This is a genomic window from Desulfovibrio cuneatus DSM 11391 (genome assembly GCF_000430005.1).
In the GTDB taxonomy this organism is placed as follows: Bacteria; Desulfobacterota; Desulfovibrionia; order Desulfovibrionales; family Desulfovibrionaceae; genus Frigididesulfovibrio; species Frigididesulfovibrio cuneatus.
In genome coordinates this window covers 117031-137763 of the sequence record NZ_AUCY01000010.1, presented here as the reverse complement: position 1 = coordinate 137763, position 20733 = coordinate 117031, and the positions used below count along the sequence as shown (strand labels likewise).

The window sequence follows — 20733 nt, the reverse complement described above, 5'->3', positions numbered from 1 at the left end:
AATTCCACCAAAGATGGCAGTTTCTTCTGCTGTTGGCTTTATCAAAGGGAAAAGTGCCATTTATATCGCTCGCAATTTTTTGGGAAAGCGTCGCAATTTTGTGGGCGAAAGTTTTTGGGCACGAGGATTCTATGTTTCAACTGTTGGGCTCGATGAAGCTTCTGTGCGTGAGTACATCAAGCATCAGGAAAAAGAAGACCAGCGAATAGACCAGTTGCAATTGTTTTGAGGCAGCCGCCTTTAGGCGGTTCAAGCGTTTCTAACCGCTTTGAGCGGTTCACAGCATTTCAAGCCCCCGGCTTTGCCGGGGGTACATGACTAACTACTTTGATACGGTAAGGGACTTCACCCAAATGTAGCGTCCACGGCGGTCAGTATCTACTTCGCCAAAAATGGTGATACGTTGCTGCGGTGATACATCGCGACCTTGCCAAACATCGTTCTCAATTTCAACACGAATGGAGCCTGTAGCATCCCTGAATGTAAAGTAGTTTTCCCGCAAATGCTCAATAATGTTTCCGGTAAGGCTGATGTACGTTCCCGTGCGCACATTCTGGGCTTGCGCCACCGTTTGCGTTGGGCCACCAACACTGGGCCCTGTAAACCTAGCCAATGCGGGCGTGGATAGGAAGCAAACAAATAAGGCCATAATAAAAAGGCTTTTCTTCATAACGAAATCTCCTTTAGCTAACAGTAAGTTTTACATTTATTATTCGATAGCCTCTATGTGCTGTCAAGCCTTTCCTGCGTTTACCTTACTGTTTTATTGTTATTTCCTGCCGAATATAGCAGTCTCATTTTTCAAGAGTGTTTTGAGGATTGAGTCCGCTTTTTTTAGTAATTGCTTGGGTACTTAGATTTGCATACTATTGGCAGTGTTGTTACATGAATACAAAATTGCTTGAAACCCATCATTTTGGACATTCGTCTGAGTGGCTCTACTTTTACACGATAGTAAAGAGGATTATATGCGCTTGAAAATATTGTCTGGAGTTCTCGCCCTGCTTTGTATCTCCCTAGTCTCTTTATCTTCTGCGGCAGAAGGTACGTGGCTATTTGCTTCGCACCAGCAACACTATGGTGAAACGATGAAGAGTGTATCCTCGCGTTCTTTTAAGTTTTTAGTCTCTCCTTTGCCGGGAAAAACTGCACAAGAAACACTTGTGTTTTATAAAAACGCCATGCTTGGCGCTGCAAAGGCTAAAGATATTTCGTTTCTCGCAAAAAACAACGGTGAAGAGTTTATTTTGAGTGAAAAACATTTTTTGGATACACAACAAGGGGAGTTTGCAAAGAATGGCATAGTTATACGGCAAAATTACAAGATTTCCCCAGGCTCTCTTATTGGCCCAGAAACAAAAGGAAAGCTGACGGTAAAAGAAGTTTCCGCCAATACCCCGTTGCCTGCGGTTGTCTCTCGCCTTGTGCCAGCAAAAGGCATTAAAAAAGTAACTAAAAAAATTGAAGAAAATATTTTCCCGACACAAAATTCCATGTTGCAGGCCTACTTCGAAGCAACATTCAGCTCTCGCTTTAGAGAAAAGGAGCTTTCAGGGGGCACTGTGGCAGACTATGCTGCACTCTATCCCTTGCTGGGGAATGTAGGAGTACCTGCAAAAACACCACTTTCCCGCATGGTGGCCTATAGCACCCAAATACTTCCCGGCATTTTTACTCTACCAGACAATAGTAAAATTGAATTTGCTATTGAAACATGGGGGATAAGTCCTCAAACGGAACCTGCAATTGTAGAACTATCGTTTGACGGGGCAGGTTATAGCGCCACAGCTAAAGACTTACAGGCGCTGGAAGAGTTTTTTACAACAGTGGTCATGCAAGAGATGAGCTCTTATGCACTGCCTGATGCTTCCCTTTTTATGGGGTCTAAATTGCAGGTTCTGCGGCATTTAGTGGGAACAAAATAGGCAAAGCAGGGGCAAATTGTGTTTCGTTACTGGTCACAGACGTTGTACTGGTTTTTTACAGCGATACGCCGCCCTTATTGATTGCCCACATCGTTTAGCGTACATTTATCGCCATGTTAGACCAACAAAAGATACCAATGGGCAGAGTGCGCCAAGCTTATGGGCTTTCTGTAAATGAGGTGGAAAGTGTCATTCATGCACTTTGGCCCCACGCCGTATTTCCTGTGGAACTATGGCGCAGGACGCATGAACAATACTGGCGCGGCTTTGCCGACAGCAACCAAGCCGTATACCAGATAGATAGTCCGGCTTTGCCGGAGGTGGACACGGCAAAGCAATTCTTTCATGTTCACTTATGTGCCCTGGATGTGATGGAATTTTTCAGAAAACTTTCACTCAATATTCAATCTGGCCCGTTGCAGCAAGGACTGCAATACATTCTGGATGAATCATACGAAGATAATGCCACTCTCTTTCAGGAAGAACGGGAGTTTCTGTTTAAGACCTTGGTACGACTTGAAACTGTAGACCCTATTGAGCAATACTCCCCAAGTTCCGAGCTATTTGAAGACAAAATACTGTCTCTTCCCCCGTCTAGCTATCATTTCATCAGTCATATCTTTGCAGACACGGTGCTTGTGGACACAGTTGCCGTTATTCGGCTCCTCCGCAATTACCCTTTACGGGAGGAGGTGAAAGGCATAACCCATGCCCTTGTGACCCTTGTCCTCAAGACATTTCCAGAGGAACTGCCAGGGACACCTTTTTCTGTAGAGCAGTCCTCTATTCAGGCTCCTGCTTCACCTTCCACTGGTAGCAGAAAAGACCACGAGCGCATCCAGGCAACCCGCCAAGCCTGTGAAGAAGTCGTAAAAGAACTCTACAGAGAAAAGCAAGTCTTTGACGACAATAGGGCACAGTGGCGGCAAGGCCTGCTTTTTGATAATGGCAAGACTAACTGGAAGGGTTTCATCGGCGCTGTCGAGAAGCGCCTTGGTTTGAAACCCCACCATGACACGGCAAGGGAAGCCTGGACAAAGGTTCCTGAAAACCTCAAGCATAACGGCAGAATGCGAGAGCAATAGTCTTCGACTCTTCTTAGACTTCTTTTGTACCTAGCTTAAATTATTATGCAAGAAGTCTAAGAGGTAAAGTCTTAGAACAACAAGCCTCTGAACTCCATACTTCATACTTCTTTTGCAAACATCTTCATGCAGTCTCCCGCGTAGAACACATTTCTACAAAGGAGATTCTTTATGTCTGACACAAATTCTATTCAACCCAAAAGATTACTGCGTATCAATCAGGTGTTGGCACTGGTTCCTGTGGGCCGGAGTTCCTGGTGGGAAGGTTGCCGAAACGGACGTTACCCCAAGCCCATCAAGCTAGGCCCCCGCACAACCGTGTGGCGAGCTGAGGACATTGCCGTTTTTATTGAGAGCCTTGGCAAGTAGGGGCAGGCAATGAATAGGGATATTCGTTTGTCCGTGGTTTTTTTCGATCATCCAAAGATTATTAAGCTTGAACGGCAGCTTGGCTATGAGGGCGTTATTGCCCTCATACGCCTATGGCTGTGGGTGGCGCAGAACAGACCAAGCGGGCTGCTTTCCGGTATGGATGATGAAGACATAGCCATTGCAGCCCGTTGGAACGGCGAAGCAACGGCGTTTAAGGACGTTATAACGCGTTTACGGTTACTCGATGTAGAGGGGGGCACTTGCCTGATTCACGACTGGCAGGAGCATAACACTTGGCAGTCGGAGGCTGAAAACCGCTCCAATGCTTCCCGTCTTTCACGCATGGCCAAGACACACCCGGACATTTACAAAATTCTGGAACAGGCTAGGATTAAAGGAATCTCCAGGGAAGAATACGGCGTTATAACGGCGTCAAACGACCCTCAAGCCATCGTTGAACGGTGGTTAACGACCCCTTTAAGCCCTTTCCTTACCTTTCCTCTCCCTTCTTTGCCTTTTTCTTCCTCTGCCATTCCAGAAGAAGAAAGAGAGTCTTCACTACGTTCAGACTCTTTGTCCGGGCCGCATGGCCCGGATGAGGAGGTGAAGACAGTAAATTACTATTCATCAAACTCTCTTCGCAAAAAACGGATAGGGCGACCTAAGCTATCGGTTAATCGTATTACTTCTTCCGCCCATGGCAGGAACAATTCTTCTTGATCAATACGACAAGTAATCTCTGCTAAATCAGCAATAGAGGTGGCCTTGGTGTCTTTGAGAGTATCGTTAAGAAAACTTCTAAGTCTTTGGTAGCTTATGTGTAAGTCTTTAATGGCGGGGTGGTTTCTTGGTATATAGCGTTTCTGCAGGCTTCCATTTGGAAAATCAGTATTTGATAAAAGGAGTGCCATATATTCTTTAGGCAGTAACCTCTCGGGTTCATTCAAAATTCTCAAACTTGTGCGGACGGTGTCTAGGACTTCTTCCAATATGTGGTCTGTTTCTTGTTCGCCTTGTGAGTTAACATTGAGTACTTCATGTTCCGAGTCCGTTTTTATCCCATTAAGTTTTTCTTTTAACTTGGGCCACCAAACAGCAAAACATTCTTCAAGAATTTGGCTGTCTAACTTTCTTTCCCCACAAGCATCATTAATTGAGGTCAACAGTTTTAATATATCTTTTTCATCAAATTTAGTTGATTGAAATTGAGTAAGGGGCCCTTGCACATCTGATTGATTTATTCTGAATAAAAAAGGAGAAACTTTTGCATTAGTGAAGCACTTACTTAATGCTCCAGCTTCAAAATTTACCCAAGGAGCTGATACATTAGCCTTAGTTAAACAAATAATTCCAAAACTTGAGCTATCAAGCTCACATGCAATATTGGTAGACCAATTTACTCCCTTTTGAATATCCTCTGATGATACATATGGTTTTAAGGTTTGAATAACAGATGGTAACCAAGAACGAAAAACTTCTGCTACTTCCCGACTGAGTTCACCTGACCAGCTAATAAATATTTTCATGTTTGCTCTCCTCAGAATAAATATCAATTAACGTATCGTGTCGTATTTAAGTTGTCAAAGACTAACTGCATGTTCCGGTAACGCCGGATGGCAAGTTGAGCGCCAAAACACTCTATACCCGTGAAAGTCTGAAAAAGCTGCAAACCGAGCTACCCCGGCATCTGCAAAGCCGTGGCTTTGACGTGCAGCGTGGTGTGGAACAGGAACCCGGATCCGCCAAAAAGCATCTGGATACGCGAGAATTCAAACAGCAACAGGAGGCCTTGCGCAGTCTGGAAAAGGAGACTGCATCCGTCAGCAACAGCCTGGAACAGCACAAGCAGGAAGAAGCCGCCGCGCAGGAACGCTTGCAAGCCATTCAGCAACAGGCTTGGGAAGCTGAAAAAGAGCTTTCTGTTCAAGCTGCCATTCCGCAAGCGTCTATGTTCAACTTCAAGGCCGCGTTAGAAGCTGCCCAGGCCATTATTGAACGGCAGAAAAAAGCCCTGGCGGAAAAAAGCATTCTTGTTGCCAACAACCAAAAACTGCAAGCCGAAGTCAAAAGCCTGCATGAAACCATAAACGGTTTGCACAAACAGCTAACAACCCTGCACACGGAAAAGCAGGAAAATAATGAGCGTAACCAACGCGAACTGCGCCACTGGTTTAATGCGTATCAAAATGTAGCAGCTCGACTGGAAGATGTGGAGCGCTTTTTCCTTTGGAACCCGGAAGCTCATGACATGCACAAAGAGTTTGTGCAGCAGGAACGCCGGGAAACACAACGCAAAGCCCAGGAGCAAAAGCTTCTGGAGCAGGAGCGGGCCTTACAGCAGGAAAATGAGCGTCTGGAAGCGGATTTGGCGCAACAACGGGCAGCCGAGCAACAGCGCCAACGGGAGCAGGAGCAACAAAAGGCGCGTCAGGTGGCGGTGCGGCCTCGTGGCATGGGTATGGGCCGTTAGGTCTGCACCGCATCTTTGCCCAAGCCATAAGTATAGCCCACTATACTTCACTGCGCGAAGTGTGGGCGACCGTGCCGCTCGACCGCCAAAGGCAGAAACACATAACCGGGGCTATGAAGTGTTAGCCCCTCATAAGAATAGGAGAAATGCACATGAATATCACCGCAGCCCAAGTCAAGGAAATCAGAACCGAGCTTGCCAAACTCCAGCCGGAAAAAGTCACCCTTGCTGGCAACCGTACCCTAAGCGTGAAAGAAACAGTCTTTGCCCTGGCCCCCACTTTGGAGCGCATGAAAAAGCGCGGCTTCGACATACAGGAGATAGCCGATAAACTGCACGAAAAAGGCATAGAGGTAAAAGCCCCGACCCTTGCTAAATACCTGAATGAGTTCAGACGCGGGAAAGGCAAAAAAGCAGACACACCCTCGCCCCAGCAAAGTGCCGGGGAACGGTGCGCTGAACGAGTGGTTGCTGCGGCTCAGGCCAGCGAAAAAGACGCCTCTGGAAAAGACAGAAAATTTCCCCAGGCTCTCGGTGGATTTGTTGTAACGCCGGACATACCTTTGGATGAACTGTGAGGAGTATTGAGATTCCTTGAATAGGACAAGGCGGCCCGAGGCAACCCAGCCACTTTGGCGTTTATGCCACCAAAGAGAAACACATGGACAGTGCCTTGGGCCACGGATCAATTTTGATCTGTTTGCCACATGCCGGGAAACCAAGATATGCAGCGTCTGATCAAATAGTTGGCATTCCGCACAACAAAAAGAACTCCCACAATGCGGGAGTTCTTTTTGTTGTGCGGAAAAATAGCATCCAAATGAGCGAGTGTTACTTTATAAATATCTCACCAAATGGAAACGCCACCCTTGAAGACAAGCCAAATTATACCCTGTACCCTTTATCCAAATATATTCTACCGTTATACTGTGTGCGTTCAAGAACTTGCTGAAAACGTCCTTTCTGTGCAGAAAGTGTTTCCTTGACAACCTGGGCAGCAGTATCTGGTGTTTCATTAACCAGGCATTCGCGTAAAACACGGCCATCCAGCCCTTCAGTCTTTTCTTTCCCAAATCCCAGAAGGGCCAATACCGTGGCAGCTATGTCTGCCGGGCCACTGGGCAAGGTATTTTCCCAGGATGGTTTGAAGCGATTGCCAGCGAATAGGCACAAGGAGAGGAGTTCTTGTGGCAGCAGGCCCCCGTGCGCCCCGCCGCCAATGGGCAAACAAGGTTCCATGGCAATGGTGCCGCGCTCCGGGTCGCCTTTGGTGATGAACCGAATATCAGGGGAACGCTCATGGGCACTCAGTACCAGCTCTTCTGCAAATATGCCTTCAGGCAGGGGCGTACCACTGGTGCCTCGGCAAAACAGCATCCCTGTTTCCTCATAGGCTTGCAGCGCTTTCAGGGCACGCTGGATGAGGGCAGGATTGTGCTGCGTAGCCCACAAGCCGCCACAATACTCCCCTGCCATAATGAAGTCCATCTGGTCAGGGGTAACTCCGGCATCCATATCGTCTGATGTGATTACCCGTAAACCGGCAGCGGTCAAAGCACCGCGCAAATCACTATGCCTGTCTATTGTCACATGCCCATGGTCGGAAATAACCATTAGCTGGGTGTGCTGGCCTTCCTGCTGCCACCAGTCAACAATGCGCCCAAACAGGCTGTCTGCATGGGCCTGGGCGGCGCGGGTAGAAGCGCCATCCACGCCATCTCCATGGCAGGTATGGTCGGGTTCCCCAATCCAGAGCACTGTCACATCTGCCAGGCCACGGGGCACTTCCACGTCAAAAAAGGCGTCCACCACCGCACTGCTTCCGGCGTAATCGGGTTTGATCAGTTCGGGACCATTGCCCATGCGTTGCTGCCAGAACCCTTTTTCTTCCAGGGGAAGAGTAAGGCTTGTGTTATGCACGGGCAAATTCAAATGCCCAAGATAATTGTGGGCGGTGTGGTGTTTCAACCGGGTACTGCCAGCACTATTGGAACCAATAACCCGCATGGTCATGCCTGCTTCACCCAAGAGTTCCCCCAGGGTGCGGGCATGGAAAAGCCTGTGCTTTGCATCGTTTTGTTCAATGGAGGAAACGCTGCTGCCATCGAAAAAAGCGGATGGTGAGGTGCCAGGGCGGTTATAATAAAAATTGGCAATAATGCCGTGGTTGCCAGGGTTCGCCCCGGTATAAATGCTGGGGTGGTTCACATACGTTTCTGTGGGGAACACAGCGCGGTGCCCCCGGCACACTGTCCATTGCTGCATAAAACGAGAAAGGTTTGGCATGCGTTCCGGGGTAATGGCATCGGGGCGCAGCCCATCAAATCCAATTATAAGAACAGGTGATTTCATTTTCAATTCCTTTGAGTTACACCGTCAAGCTGATTTTGCACAAAGTCGCCCAGCAGAGAAATGGAAAGCGTTGCCGCCACAATAATTGTGCCGGGAATAACCGCTATCCACCATGCGGAGGTCAGGTAGTCCCTGCCAAAACCAAGCAGCATTCCCAAACTGGTCATGGGGGGCTGCACACCCACGCCAAGAAAGCTGAGGGATGTTTCAAGCAGGATGGTTCCAGGGAAATTCAGGGTCATGTTCACAATGAGCATCCCTGCAATATTGGGAAAAATATGGCGCACATAAATGCGTGGGGCCCCAGCCCCAAGGGTTTGTAAGGAGCTGGCGTATCCTTCCGTGAGTGCTGCCCTTGCAAGGTTACGGGAAAGGCGCGCGTATCGGTCCCAGCCATAAATGGCCATGATGCTGATAATTATGGTAAGGCCTGAACCAAAAAATGCCAGAATGGCCAGAGCAATAATAATGAATGGCAGGGACGCATTGAAGTCGATGAGCATGAGCACGGCATCATCCACCAACCCCCGTTTGTGGGCAGCCAGAAAGCCAAGAAACACCCCCAGGGTCATTCCCGCCACTGTGCCCGCGCAGGCAATAAGAAAGCTGATGCGCATGCCATACAGCACACGGCTCAGTATGTCGCGCCCCAGTTCATCTGTTCCCAGAAAATGGCTCAGGCTGGAACCAGCCAATGGGAACGGGGGCTTGAGGCGCGCAAGCAAGTTAGTGCCTTCTGGAGTATAGGGAGAAATCAGGTCTGCTAAAAGGGCGGCCACAAGAAGAAATATGAGAGTGACTGTGGCACAAAGCACAGAAGCGGGCATACGCCTATAAAGTGGTAACAGAAAGGAAGAGAAGAAGTGTTTCATAGGTCTACCGGGTTGTTCTACGCAGTTTTGGGTTGACCACAAGCGACAGCAGATCCACCAGAAGGTTTGCCACTATCAGCGAACATCCCACACCCAGCACAATAAGCTGCACCACCGGAATGTCTCGCTTGGCAACGGAAACCACCAGCAGGCGGCCAATACCAGGCCAGGAGAAAATATTTTCTGTAATCACAGCACCAGCGGTGAGTGTGCCCAGGAAAAAACCTGCTACTGTCAACAGGCTTATGAGTGCATTGGGAAACGCATGGAACCAAATAACGCGCTGGCGGGAAATACCGCGCATGTAGGCGGCCTGCACACACGGCAGGTTTAACCCTTCCAGCATGGCACTTCTCGCCATACGGCTGAAAATGGCTGCTTCCGATGTGGCAATGGTCATTATGGGCATAATGTAGTGTAGCCATGAAGCGTTACCGTACGTTGGCAACCACCCCAGCCACACAGAGAAAAAGAGAATGAGTAACAGTCCGAAAAAGAAATTGGGCACAGCAAACCCCAACACGGAAACAAAAAGCAACCCTCTGTCCAGCCGTGTACCGCTGTGCAACGCGGCAACAATGCCAAGGGGAATGCCTATAAGCAGTGTGACAAGCGCCGTGGGCAACATAAGGTGAAGGGTTGGCCCCATGGCGCTCAGGAATACCTCAATGGCGGGCAAACCCGTTACATAGGATTTTCCAAGGTCCAGGTGCATCAGGTCGCCAAGGTAGCGCCAATATTGGGCATACATGGGCAGGTCAAGGCCGCGTGCCAGTTTGAAGGCTGCCACATCATCTGGAGTCGCCTCAAAACCCAAAATAAGGGTGGCAGGGTCCCCTGTAAGGTGGAGCCCAAGAAATACACAGGTAATAAGAAGAGCAAGGGTAACCGCTGCTCTGCCGCAAGCGCGTAAACAAAGTGTCTTCATAATTCGCTCAAGGGGTTAAAGCAGGCAACGGCCCTTTTCTGTGGAAAGGGCCGCAACGCAGGGGGAATATTGCCTGAACAGGCAGGCTGTTTGTAGCGGCACCGTGCCTGAAACCGGCATCCTGTTCCCATGGACACGGTGACATCCTCTTTATTCTCCATCACAGGCACCCCACTGCCAGGGGCGCTTTCCAGCAACAGCTGCGTATAGGGGTGCAGCGGAGCAGCAAACACTTGTTTTGCAGGCCCGTATTCCACAATGCGCCCACGGTGCATTACGGCTATGGAATCACACACATAGCTCACCACATTCAGGTCGTGGCTCACAAAAACCATGGTTAAACCAAGTTCTGCCTTCAGGCTTTCAAGCAGTTCCAGCACCTGCGCCTGCACTGAAACATCCAGCGAGGCCACGGGCTCATCACACACGACAAACTCCGGCTGTGTTACCAAAGCCCTGGCAATGACAACTCGCTGCAATTGACCGCCAGAAAGTTTATCAGGCCTATACCCCATAAGGTGCGGGGGAAACGACACCCGCGCCAAATAGGCACGGGCCTGTTCGCGGGCTTCTTTGGGTGTGGCAAGCGCATGTATGCACAGCGGTTCTGCCACCTGGTCAAGTATATTCATGCGCCTGTCAAGCGAGGCATAGGGGTTCTGGAAAACCATCTGCATTTTCTGGCGCATTGCTTTCCACGCCTGTGAACCAGGTGCGGGCATAGGGTCGCCATAACGGAGCACGCGACCGGAAGTGGGCGTTTCCAACCCTAACAGCAACCGGGAAAGGGTTGATTTGCCACTGCCGGATTCACCCACGACACCCAGTGTCTGCCTTTCCGTCACAGCAATGCTTATGTTCTCAAGAACAAAGTTCCGGTGTCCTTTGGCGAACAAGTTTGCAGAGCCATACGCATGGCTCACGTCCTTCGCCTCCATTAGGGGAGGGAGGGTTACTGATGCCCCGCTACTAACTGCATAATGCATATGCAGGCCCCCCTCCACTTGGTGCATGGGGAATGGTAGTGTGCGGCAATTGTCCGCAAAAGCTGGCCCACCCATTTTCCACAACATATTCCTGTGGCGGCAGGGCGCACCCGGCCAAGGCTTTGGGGCAGCGACCACGGAAAAGGCACCCCTGGTCACGTTCCCATGGGGCAGGCACTTCGCCAGCTATGGGGCGCAAGCTCCCTTTGGGGGTATTGGCTTTTGGCATGGCTTCAAGCAAGCCACGGGTGTAGGGGTGGCGCGGGTTTGCCAAGAGTTTGCGTGTTGGGCCTGTTTCCATAATTTGGCCAGCGTACAAAACCGCAATACGGTCCGTAAATTCGCTGACCAAATGCAGGTCATGGCTAATAAGCAGCAAGGCTGCCCGCCGGGCACGCACATTTTGCGTAAGCCGGTGTAAAATTTGTTTTTGTACTACAACATCCAGGGCTGTGGTGGGTTCATCTGCAATGAGCAAGTCCGGCTCTCCTGCCAGGGCCAATGCAAGCATAACCCGTTGGCACATGCCCCCGGAAAGCTGGTGCGGGAAGGCATGAAAGCATTCTTCTGCCCTGTCCATGCCAGCTTCATGCAGCAGTTCAAGGGCCATGGCACGCAAGGCAGGTTTGTCTGAACGTCCAAAGCCTTTCCAGGCGCGGCCTGCCCCCTTGGCAAAAGCAGGGTGCTTCAGGGCAATGGTTTCCATCATCTGGCGGCCAATAGTATATAGGGGGTTCAGGGCGCTCAGGGCATCTTGCAACATGAGGCTAATTTTCCCGCCACGTAAAGAGGTCAGTGTCTGGTCTGAAGCGGAGGTGAGGTTTGTTTCACGAAAGAGTACAGTACCCTCTTGCCGGGCTCCTGCCCCTGCACAGCCAATAATGCTTCGAGCCAAAACACTTTTGCCAGAACCGGATTCACCCACAAGGGCCAGTGATTCACCAGGAGCCAAGGTGAGGTGTATATTGTTCAGCACACGGAAGGCACCGAAAGAAACGGAAAAAGATTGAATTTGCAGTAATGGTTGTGACATAGTGTAACACTCCTGTGTACACGGTGCGGCGCAAAGCCGCACCGTGATTATACCCACGAACCGAATAACCTGCGTTAAAACTTCAGGTTCCGCGCGGAAAAATCCATAAACTCCATGACACCGGCTTTCCATTGAAAGTCTGTTTTTTTGGCGTAAAACATGGGCAGCATATACAGCGGCACGCCTGTGGGGTTTGCGGCCATTTCTTCCAGCATGCCTTTAAAGGCCACCTGGCGCTCTTTCAGGTCTACAGAGCTTTCAAGAATAGCGCCCAGGCTGTCAAACCGCTGGGACATGGTGAAAAAGTCTTTTTTACGCCATGGGGCTTCCGGCTTGAAGCGACGCCACAGTTGCCCCACAGGGTCCTGGTAGTAGCCGGTAACAGAAGCGTTGTTGATCATACGGGAAGGTGTTTTGGCTTCCACCTGCTCCCAGTTTTCCTTGATTTCCAGCTTGATGTTTAGGCCAACCTCACGCAGCATTTGCTCAATGGCCTGGGTGACAGGCACTTCAAGTGTGTAGTAGCCGGGCAGTAAACGCCACACAATGGGGTCACCTTTGTAGCCAGATTCTTTCACCAGCTTTTTGGCCAAGTCTTTGTTGAGCTGTTCTTTATCCATTTCAGGAAAGAACATATTCCCGAAGGTTTTCATCTGCCAGGAATTAGCAACTGTTGTACGCCCCATGAACAACGCATCCACAATGGCTTTGCGGTCTATGGCATGGGAAATGGCTTGACGAATGCGAGGATCTTTTAAGGTGGGGCTGCTCAAGGTATCAAACACAAGCCCGTAAATATTTTCCACAGGCCCTCCAGCCACCTCAACATTCTTGACATTATCAAGTGTAGCTATTTGGTCTGGGGCCAGTTCGGTAATGACATCAAACTCGCCAGAACGCAGCCCGGCAATGCGTGCGGAAAGTTCCGGCACTTCAATAAACGAGAGCTTTTCAGTCGGAGCAGCGGCGTCCCAATACCCATCAAACCGTTGCAGGTCTAACCGATTGTTTAGGGCAAAAGAGGATATTTTATACGGGCCAGTGCCAACAGGCTTTTGGCTCCATTTATCCCAGCCTCCGGCAGCAAGGTACGCTTTTTTGGAAATGATTTCCGCCATGCGTGAGGCAAAGCGGTTTTCCAGCAGCGGGTCTGGAACGTTGGTGTGAATTCTTACGGTATAAGGGTCAATTGCTTCGACCTTTTCCACAACACCCAGGAACGATGCCGCCAGAATGCGACCAGGAGCCTTTTCGGAGAGAAAACGCTCGGGACCAAAGGAGAACACAACATCTTCAGCAGTCAATTCACTGCCATCATGGAACTTCACTCCCTTACGAAGTTTGAATTCCACTGTACGCGGGTCAATGCGCTTCCACGATTCAGCAAGGCTGGGCAACATTTCGCCGGTGAATTGATCCAACCGAATAAGTGTTTCAAAAATGCTATAGGTAACCCTTGAAATGCGGTTCGCATTTTCTCCCATAGGTTCCAGGGTGGGGGGCAAGCTGGGCACTGCCACAATAAGGTTGCGGGCTTCAGCATGGGCAACCCAGCCCATGGTGCATGTTGCTGCAACCAAAAGCAATGATGCCATTTTCTTTATACAATTCATGTGTTTCTCCTTAAGGTTATGCTTTCATTGAAGACATAATGAAGAAATACAGGAGGAATAAATGCCATATAGTGACAGCCACATGACATTTTTGTGACGTGGAGTAAATGTATCCGATTTTGAAGCGGTGATATGGCACAATGGAGAAAATAGGAAGTGCAGGTAACTATATTTTATACATTTAATATCTATTCACTACTCTGTAACAAAACAGTAACACTCTTGAGACGTGTGCATGTTCATTTTATTCTCAGTAGTTCCTCAATGTCTTCACGAAGCAAAGGAGGTTTCTCATGCACCAGCAACGTATTCAAGTTTTACGAGGTTATGTCCAAGCAGAACGTCAGCTATTGGCTGAAGCACAGCAGGCTTTTCAGGTTTCACCCTGTGCGGATGAAAATGATACCGCCTTACTGCATGAACATATCAACATGATGACCTTATTGATGCACCGTTCCCAAGAGCGACTTGTGAACCTTGAAAGCACCATTACTGCTCTTGAAAACCAGATCAGTACGCTGTGCCAGGATTGTGGAGAAGAAATTGCCCCCCAGCGCCTGCTTGCCCGGCCAGATACCTTGCGCTGCACACGCTGCCAGGAAGAATGGGAAGAAGAGCAAGATGAACTTGCCAAGGCAACAATGCCCCCACCCAAAAATGGCACGCCAAAGCCCAGTAAGGAGTTTCTACGATAAGGCAAAACCTATTCCAGTTCCCCTTACCATGGGTCTTTTCGTGCACAATGGCCTGCTCCTGTTCATGCGCGTGCAAACCACCATAGGCCTTGCACTTTGCACAATGAGTTTTGTAGTAAAAAGCCAGTGTGCTATCGCATGAAACCATACTAAAAGGAGTAGGAATTATTTATGCCGTTTATTCGTCTTTGTTGTGCCCTGTATGACAGCATACACAGCGCATGGGGCAAATATAGTATTATTCGTAAAACAGCCATGTTTGCCGCCATTGCCTTTGTGTGCTCCGGCGTGACTATTTGGGCAAACAAAATGGCCCTGTTGCCAACGTGGCTGGCAACGTGGGTGCCTACCAATTATTTTGCCTCTATCCAAATAGTATTCACCATGGTGCTACTGGTGGAAATGGTGGAACTTATTTTTGCTCTTGCCGATTCTGTTGCACTTGCTGTGCGCAAACAGCTAGAAATTATGTCCCTTATTTTGCTCCGTGACGTTTTCAAGGCCATCAGCCAGTTAAATGGTCCGCTGAACCTGGCAGACCATGGCATGTTACTTTTACAGATGGTCAGTGTTGCTTTGGGTGGGTATATACTGTTTATTATTCGCGGCCTTTTTTGGAAGATGCACTATGTGCAGCAATACACCGCCATGGAGCATTACCTTGCCGTGAAAAAGTGTGTGGCCCTTGCCTTGCTTGTGGCCTTTGTTGGCATTGGCATATACGACAGCTACACGGTTGTTTTCCGTGCTGTGCCTTCCAACTTTTTCCACCACTTTTACACCACACTTATATTTGCTGATATTCTGATTATTCTTGTAGGCCAATATTTTCTGCCCAGCTTTCATATTACCTTCAGAAACTCCGGGTATGCCGTTAGCACGTTGATAATGCGTGTGGCCCTTGAAGCGCCCTATCATATAAGTGCTGCCCTGTGCGTTCTTGCCGGGTGCTATATTTTGCTTATTGCCTGGGGCACGGCCCGGTTTAGTGAATAGTTTGTGTGCAGGCTGGCAGCGCATAGCGTAATTCACTAAAAATAATCCGGGGGCCATACAGCCCCCGGACGTGCAAGTGAAACAAAACTTAGAAAAACGCTCGCAAATCAGCGTATTGGAAACGCTCAGTTATTTCGTTTGGCAAGGCACCAGCTTTTTTTTGAAGCGAGTGCTACCGATTCCTTCCTATCTCCTACTCCCTAAATCCGCCGGCAGTCGCGACCATCGCGAGCCGTGGAGTGAGGGCGGGGAAAGGAAGCGCTCAGTTTTTTCGTTTGGCAAGGCGCAAGTTTTTTTGGAAAGGGGGGTGGGCTCTTTGGCCCTGCCCCCTTTCCAAAAAAACGCAGTAACGCCGCCAAACGGAAAAAATGAGCGTTTCCTAGAATTCGTACTTGAAGCCAACCTGAGCCTTCCAAGCATCGTCGGAATCGCTCTGGAAGTGGTTTTTAATCAAGTCGAGGTTAATGTAGCCAAGCTCAAGGTAAGCAGTAAGGTTTTCATAAATCTTGTACTGGTGGTCAAAGTTGACTTCCCAGGCAGCATCGCCCGTGGTCAGGTACAGGTTGTCTACACCATAACGGGTTTCTTCAGCCCATGCTTTGTTATTAGCGCCTACGCGAGCCAGGTCGCGGTCGTTGGTGCCTTTAATGTACGCAACACGCAGGGTGTGCTTTAGGTCTTGAATAAAGCTCATGTCAGCCAGTTGTGTGCCAATGCCCCAGGTACCCTGGGCTGTTTGGCTAATGGCGTTGGCGTCGCCACGAATTTTTTTACCGCCAAAGCCGAAGGAGGTGGGGTTAAAGCCACCGTCTACACCCACAACGGGCATGCGGCCAAGCTTCACGTGGCCATTACGCTGGTCGCTGGCGTCGTCGCCTGTGCTCCACCAGCCGAACAGGCCGGCAGTGGCCCAATCCATTTTGTAATCCAGGCGGGCGTCCAGGAACCAGCCACGAGCACGCACAGTGGCAAGTTTATCAGCACCGCTCAGTTTGCCCATGTTGCCCATGCCTTCCAGGTCATTCATACGGCCATACATCACGTCCATGCCAAAGGTAAGGGGGTCGAACATGGTCAGCTCAAACCCTGTGCCCATCCACCAGGCAAACGCACGGTCGTTTTCCACGTCACGTGTAGCGGTGATGGGGTTCGTTTTTTCAAAAAGGTACTCTGAATAACCAGACTGGTTGCCAATGTTGGCCATGGCTGTCCAGGGGGTAATGCCCCAGCCACTCCCCGTAATGGGGGCCACAAGGCCGAATATGTCCAGGGAATCGTCCAGCCGACGAGTTTCCTTGTAGGTCACGTCGCTAGAGTTGTGGTTGGAAAACGCATCAAAGGGACGTGCCCAGAAGGCGGTGAGGCCAAACATGCTGTTAATCTTGTAACTGGCGGTAATGCCTGCTACGTCGGCATCAAATACCGGATTTCCAAATTTGGTGGCAGAAGGCAACGCCAGGCCCTGAATACCCATGCGTACAGAAAGGTCTGTGTTGGGTACCATCCAGTCAATATAGGCGCGCTTGGTTTCCACGTTCACGCCGTCGGCATCCAGCGCACCGCCAGAGCCACCGCCATAGTTGCCACTTTTGGTGCGGCCCCAGTCAGTATCACCAATTTCAAACATCAAAACACCTTGAAGGGATTCTGATGCAATGAAGTTGACCTGGGTGCGAATGCGCTGGCGGGCAATGAAATCCTGGTGGGCGTTACCGCTATTGAAGCCCTTGGCCCCAGCCTGGTTTTTGGCCCAGCCAAACGCAAATTCAAACTGCCCTTTGGCCTTGATATCCACAGCCTGTGCTGCGCCCACGGTGCCTAAAAACATGGCAGCCGAAAGCAACAGAGTTGAAAGACGTTTCATACATTCCTCCTTGATTAATAGGGTATGAAACAGGTTATGTGGCTGTATACAAGTAGGAGTGTGACGGTATCATGTCAATTTCATTGAGATTCTATTACAGTTCATGCGCAGAAGATACTACTGCCAACAGGAACCGCAATTACCCCGTTAGCCGCGTAATCTTCATTCATCTGCAACAAAAACGTCACAGAGAGACTGTATAATTAGTTAAAACTTGCTACCTTCACCATCATTACATGAGGAGTATACAAACATGGTTTCTCTTTCTTCGTTGGGTAAACGCTCCATTGCCACTTCTTTGGCTGCATGGGTATTGCTTGTTTTGAGCATGACGTCTGCTTTCGCAGAGTCATTGCACCTTGTATACACTTCTGATCAGCATTATGGCATTACCCGCAAAACGTTTCGGGGCAGGGAAAATGTTTCTGCCACAGACGTAAACGCTGCCATGGTGCAGGCCATTAATTCCTTACCGAGTATGGTATTTCCCAATGATAGCGGGGTTGATGCTGGAGAAAAAGTGGGCTGGGCAGATGTTGTTATTTCTACAGGGGACATTGCCAACCGTATGGAAGGAACAGACCCGCAAGCCGTTGCAACTGCTGCGCAGTGCTGGAATACGTTTAACGAGCAGTATACAAAGCAACTCTCCCTGACCAACGGCAAGGGAAAAGCCCCACTGCTGCTTGTTGTGCCCGGCAACCACGATGTAACCAATGCCGTTGGCTTTCACCGGCCCATGGTTCCGGCAACAGATGCCTCGTCCGTTGTGGCCATGTACAACAAAGCCAACAACACCGCCATTACCCCAGAACAGTATGTATTTGATGAGCATAAGGTGCTTATAAGCAAACAACTGGACGGGGTGCACCTGCTGCTTGCCCAAATGTGGCCAGACACCCCCACTCGGGCCTGGCTTGCCAAGGAAATTGTCAAACTCCCCAAGGGAACACCTGTATTGCTGTTTACCCACGACCAGCCAGATGTGGAGGCAAAACACCTGCGTAACCCCAATGGCGACCACAGCATTAACGGCAACGATAAATTTGAGAACCTGCTTGCCGACACATCCAGCGTTACCAAGGCCAAAGAAATTCCGGTAAAAGAACATCGTGATTTAGCCAACTTTTTACAAGCCCAACCAAACATTGTGGCCTACTTCCACGGCAATGAAAACTATAATGAATTTTATGAATGGAAAGGGCCGGACAACACCATTGCCATGCCCGTTTTCCGGGTGGATTCTTCCATGAAAGGCAATGTTTCTTCTAAAGATGAAACGAAGCTTTCCTTCCAGTTTGTAAGCATTGATACAGCGACCAACCAAATGACGGTGCGCGAAGTGCTGTGGAACGCCACACCTGAGCAGCCAGGCATTACCTGGGGCGAAAGCAAGACAATTGCCATTGCCGTTGCAGCCAAGGCACAGTAAATAATGGTTCTTATGCTGTTTGGCAAAGTCGCATGACTTTGACCAGGCAACGTTTAGTTACGAAAAACAACGGGGCAGCGCTGCAAGGAGCTGCCCCGTTGTGATATGAAAATGTTGCAGCACAATGTATGCTGCCATATACAGCACTTCATATTGTTCAACCAGAGGTACCCTGCGGCTACCGTAACCGGCTTACATCCCTGTGCGGCGGTTCACCAAACAGGCGTTTATATTCCCTGTTAAACTGGGTTTGGCTTTCATAGCCAACAGCATAGCTTGCGTTACCCGCGTCTTGCCCTTGTGTCAGCATCAGTCTTCGGGCTTCATGCAGGCGCAATTTTTTCTGAAATTGCAATGGGCTTACCCTGGTGACTGCCTTAAAATGTCTATGAAAAGTAGATACCCCCATGTGGGCATGGCGGGCCAAATCATCAATGGTTGTAGGGCTGGAAAAGTTATTGCGAAGCCACGTTACGGCCTCGGCAATTTGATTGCTTTGGGAGCCCAAGGTGCAAAAAGCCCGCATAGTTTCCCCCAACGGGCCAAGAAGGGTATGGTAATGTATTTCACGAATATACATGGGGGCCAAAACAGGGGCTTGCTCTGGCTTATCCAGCAGGTCAACAAGCCGGGCAACGGCCTCCAGCAGGGCAGCGGAAGCAGGGGCAACCGCCATGCCGCAATGTGCCGTTGCAGCTTGCCTGTTGGGTTTGGGCATATCAGCGCACAATTGCGCCCCCAGCAGCTTGTCCATGCTCAGCTTTACAGCAAGAAATGGCTGTTCTTTTGAAGAAAGAATCGTTCGGTTCACGTTAGGCATATCCACACCCACTACAAACGCATCCAACGCCTCATACTGAAGTTGCCCATGTTCCGCGAGAAATTCTTTTTTTCCCTGAACGACAAAGCCAATGGTAGGCTCATCGAAGCATGCGCCAATATGGTTTTGCTCTGTACACATGGCAACATTGAGCCCCGTGATGGCTGTTGGGCAATGGGTTCCTGGATTCAGGCAATAGCGCATCAGGTTTTCTTTCAAGCGGGAATTGATTTCCAGAATGTGCTTTCGCTCGTCCTGTGGGATGATTACGTTGTTCACAGTGTTCTTCCTGTAGCTGAAATAAGAATGTCTATGGCAGCAATGTAGCCACCTTGTAGTTTTTTGCAAAGGGCTGCGAGAGAATTAGGCAAAAAACAGGCAGGATTACAGCTTCAAACGCAGACGGGCAATGCCTATATTAATGAAAGGCAAACGGCTGGCGGGAAATAAGCAACCGTACCATGCTGCCGTATATATACCATCACTACTCTAACGGTGTTGTTACAAGCACCCATACCATAGGAATGTATCATGTCTGCACAAGCAATTACAACTACTCCTAAAAGCGGGAAAATTCTTTTTGTCATCACCAGCCATAGCAAAGTAGGGAATACAGGCAAAGATACCGGGTATTACCTGAGCGAAGTGGCCCACCCCTGGGCTGTGCTTACCAAAGCAGGGTTTACCATGGACTATGTAAGCCCAAAGGGGGGGCAATCTACTGTTGATGGCTTCGACCTGGAAGACACCACAAATGCGGCCTTTTGGAACAATGCAGCCGAGCGCGCAAAAATTGAGGCAAGCAAAAAACCTTCCGAGGTGAACCCGGCAGACTATGAAGCCATATTTTTTGCAGGTGGGCACGGCACCATGTGGGATTTCCCGGAAAACCAGGAGCTGGCTGCAATTACCCGGAACATATATGAGCAGGGTGGAATAGTTTCCGCTGTGTGCCACGGCCCGGCTGGGCTTGTGAATGTGCGCCTCAGTAATGGCGAATTTCTTGTTGCAGGTAAGCGCGTGAACAGCTTTACCGATGACGAAGAACGCGCCGTTGCTCTTGAAAATGTGGTTCCTTTTATGCTGCAAACAACCCTGCAAGAACGTGGGGCCATATTTGAACATTCCGGCCTGTTTGAGCCGCACGTGACAGTGGACCAACGCCTGGTTACAGGGCAAAACCCTCAGTCTGCCACGGCAGTTGGGGAAGCCATAGTGCGGTTACTGCGCCCGTAGTGGGTAATTTATTCACTTAATGAGCAGCACTTCTCTACTCCTGCAATGGAGGGA

21 protein-coding genes are annotated in these 20733 nt (G+C 49.6%); 11 read left to right on the top strand and 10 right to left on the bottom strand.

The features are described 5' to 3' along the window. On the top strand, positions 1–229 hold a 229-nt coding region (locus tag G497_RS0101590; RefSeq protein ID WP_027186833.1), incomplete at its 5' end, for a transposase. A gap of 93 nt (positions 230–322) precedes the next feature. Here the strand turns inward: G497_RS0101590 and G497_RS0101585 are convergent. Then, on the bottom strand, positions 323–670 hold the full coding sequence (locus tag G497_RS0101585) for a YgiW/YdeI family stress tolerance OB fold protein (protein WP_027186832.1): 348 nt from the start codon (positions 668–670) through the stop codon (positions 323–325). Between the two features lie 298 nt (positions 671–968). Between G497_RS0101585 and G497_RS0101580 the strand changes: the two genes are divergently transcribed. The 4 genes from G497_RS0101580 to G497_RS20025 all read left to right on the top strand — a co-directional run bounded on the left by G497_RS0101580 (position 969) and on the right by G497_RS20025 (position 4102). Further along, entirely contained in the window at positions 969–1925 is a 957-nt protein-coding gene (locus tag G497_RS0101580; protein ID WP_156907875.1) for a hypothetical protein, read from the top strand. A 113-nt stretch (positions 1926–2038) separates the two neighbouring features. Further along, positions 2039–3010, top strand: a complete 972-nt coding sequence (locus G497_RS0101575) for a hypothetical protein (RefSeq protein WP_156907874.1) — start codon at positions 2039–2041, stop codon at positions 3008–3010. Positions 3011–3181: 171 nt separating this feature from the next. After that, positions 3182–3379: a helix-turn-helix transcriptional regulator gene (locus G497_RS0101570; protein ID WP_027186829.1), complete on the top strand. Its 198-nt coding sequence runs from the start codon at positions 3182–3184 to the stop codon at positions 3377–3379. A gap of 9 nt (positions 3380–3388) precedes the next feature. Continuing rightward, positions 3389–4102, top strand: a complete 714-nt coding sequence (locus tag G497_RS20025) for a hypothetical protein (RefSeq protein WP_027186828.1) — start codon at positions 3389–3391, stop codon at positions 4100–4102. Here G497_RS20025 and G497_RS19540 read toward each other — a convergent pair. Continuing rightward, positions 4003–4908, bottom strand: a complete 906-nt coding sequence (locus G497_RS19540) for a TIR domain-containing protein (RefSeq protein ID WP_084515865.1) — start codon at positions 4906–4908, stop codon at positions 4003–4005. The two genes, G497_RS20025 and G497_RS19540, sit on opposite strands and share 100 nt — an antisense overlap. A 95-nt stretch (positions 4909–5003) precedes the next feature. Between G497_RS19540 and G497_RS16170 the strand changes: the two genes are divergently transcribed. Both G497_RS16170 and G497_RS20535 read left to right on the top strand, forming a co-directional pair. Next, on the top strand, positions 5004–5852 hold the full coding sequence (locus G497_RS16170) for a hypothetical protein (protein ID WP_051257720.1): 849 nt from the start codon (positions 5004–5006) through the stop codon (positions 5850–5852). A 152-nt stretch (positions 5853–6004) separates the two neighbouring features. Further along, positions 6005–6430, top strand: a complete 426-nt coding sequence (locus tag G497_RS20535; RefSeq protein ID WP_245576331.1) for a protein MobC — start codon at positions 6005–6007, stop codon at positions 6428–6430. Positions 6431–6737: 307 nt separating this feature from the next. Here the strand turns inward: G497_RS20535 and G497_RS16160 are convergent, their stop codons facing one another. The 6 genes from G497_RS16160 to G497_RS0101525 form a co-directional block, all read right to left on the bottom strand. Beyond that, positions 6738–8204, bottom strand: a complete 1467-nt coding sequence (locus G497_RS16160; protein ID WP_051257719.1) for an alkaline phosphatase family protein — start codon at positions 8202–8204, stop codon at positions 6738–6740. 2 nt (positions 8205–8206) lie between these two features. Further along, on the bottom strand, positions 8207–9031 hold the full coding sequence (locus G497_RS0101545; RefSeq protein ID WP_084515863.1) for an ABC transporter permease subunit: 825 nt from the start codon (positions 9029–9031) through the stop codon (positions 8207–8209). 49 nt (positions 9032–9080) lie between these two features. Next, positions 9081–10004: an ABC transporter permease gene (locus tag G497_RS0101540; protein ID WP_034636074.1), complete on the bottom strand. Its 924-nt coding sequence runs from the start codon at positions 10002–10004 to the stop codon at positions 9081–9083. Beyond that, positions 10001–10927: an oligopeptide/dipeptide ABC transporter ATP-binding protein gene (locus G497_RS0101535; RefSeq protein ID WP_051257718.1), complete on the bottom strand. Its 927-nt coding sequence runs from the start codon at positions 10925–10927 to the stop codon at positions 10001–10003. The genes G497_RS0101540 and G497_RS0101535 overlap by 4 nt, the downstream gene beginning before the upstream one ends. A gap of 46 nt (positions 10928–10973) precedes the next feature. Next, positions 10974–12023, bottom strand: a complete 1050-nt coding sequence (locus G497_RS16155; protein WP_051257717.1) for an ABC transporter ATP-binding protein — start codon at positions 12021–12023, stop codon at positions 10974–10976. 74 nt (positions 12024–12097) lie between these two features. Next, entirely contained in the window at positions 12098–13636 is a 1539-nt protein-coding gene (locus tag G497_RS0101525; protein WP_027186824.1) for an ABC transporter substrate-binding protein, read from the bottom strand. Between the two features lie 293 nt (positions 13637–13929). Here G497_RS0101525 and G497_RS16150 point away from each other — a divergent pair, with 293 nt between their 5' ends. Continuing rightward, a complete protein-coding gene (locus G497_RS16150) occupies positions 13930–14331 on the top strand; it encodes a TraR/DksA family transcriptional regulator (RefSeq protein WP_034636071.1) in 402 nt (133 codons plus the stop codon). A 171-nt stretch (positions 14332–14502) separates the two neighbouring features. Beyond that, complete coding sequence (locus tag G497_RS16145; RefSeq protein ID WP_051257716.1) at positions 14503–15327, top strand: hypothetical protein; 825 nt, start codon at positions 14503–14505, stop codon at positions 15325–15327. 379 nt (positions 15328–15706) lie between these two features. Here the strand turns inward: G497_RS16145 and G497_RS0101505 are convergent, their stop codons facing one another. Then, the gene (locus tag G497_RS0101505; RefSeq protein WP_027186823.1) at positions 15707–17191 is read right to left on the bottom strand and encodes an outer membrane homotrimeric porin; all 1485 of its coding nucleotides are present in this window, start codon (positions 17189–17191) and stop codon (positions 15707–15709) included. A 253-nt stretch (positions 17192–17444) separates the two neighbouring features. Between G497_RS0101505 and G497_RS0101500 the strand changes: the two genes are divergently transcribed. After that, positions 17445–18623 (top strand): metallophosphoesterase family protein, encoded by a 1179-nt coding sequence (locus G497_RS0101500; protein WP_051257715.1) that lies wholly within the window; start codon positions 17445–17447, stop codon positions 18621–18623. A gap of 178 nt (positions 18624–18801) precedes the next feature. Here G497_RS0101500 and G497_RS0101495 read toward each other — a convergent pair whose 3' ends face one another. After that, on the bottom strand, positions 18802–19722 hold the full coding sequence (locus G497_RS0101495; RefSeq protein ID WP_156907873.1) for an AraC family transcriptional regulator: 921 nt from the start codon (positions 19720–19722) through the stop codon (positions 18802–18804). Positions 19723–19974: 252 nt separating this feature from the next. Between G497_RS0101495 and G497_RS0101490 the strand changes: the two genes are divergently transcribed. Continuing rightward, the gene (locus G497_RS0101490) at positions 19975–20679 is read left to right on the top strand and encodes a type 1 glutamine amidotransferase domain-containing protein (protein WP_051257714.1); all 705 of its coding nucleotides are present in this window, start codon (positions 19975–19977) and stop codon (positions 20677–20679) included. The last annotated feature ends 54 nt before the right edge of the window (positions 20680–20733 follow it).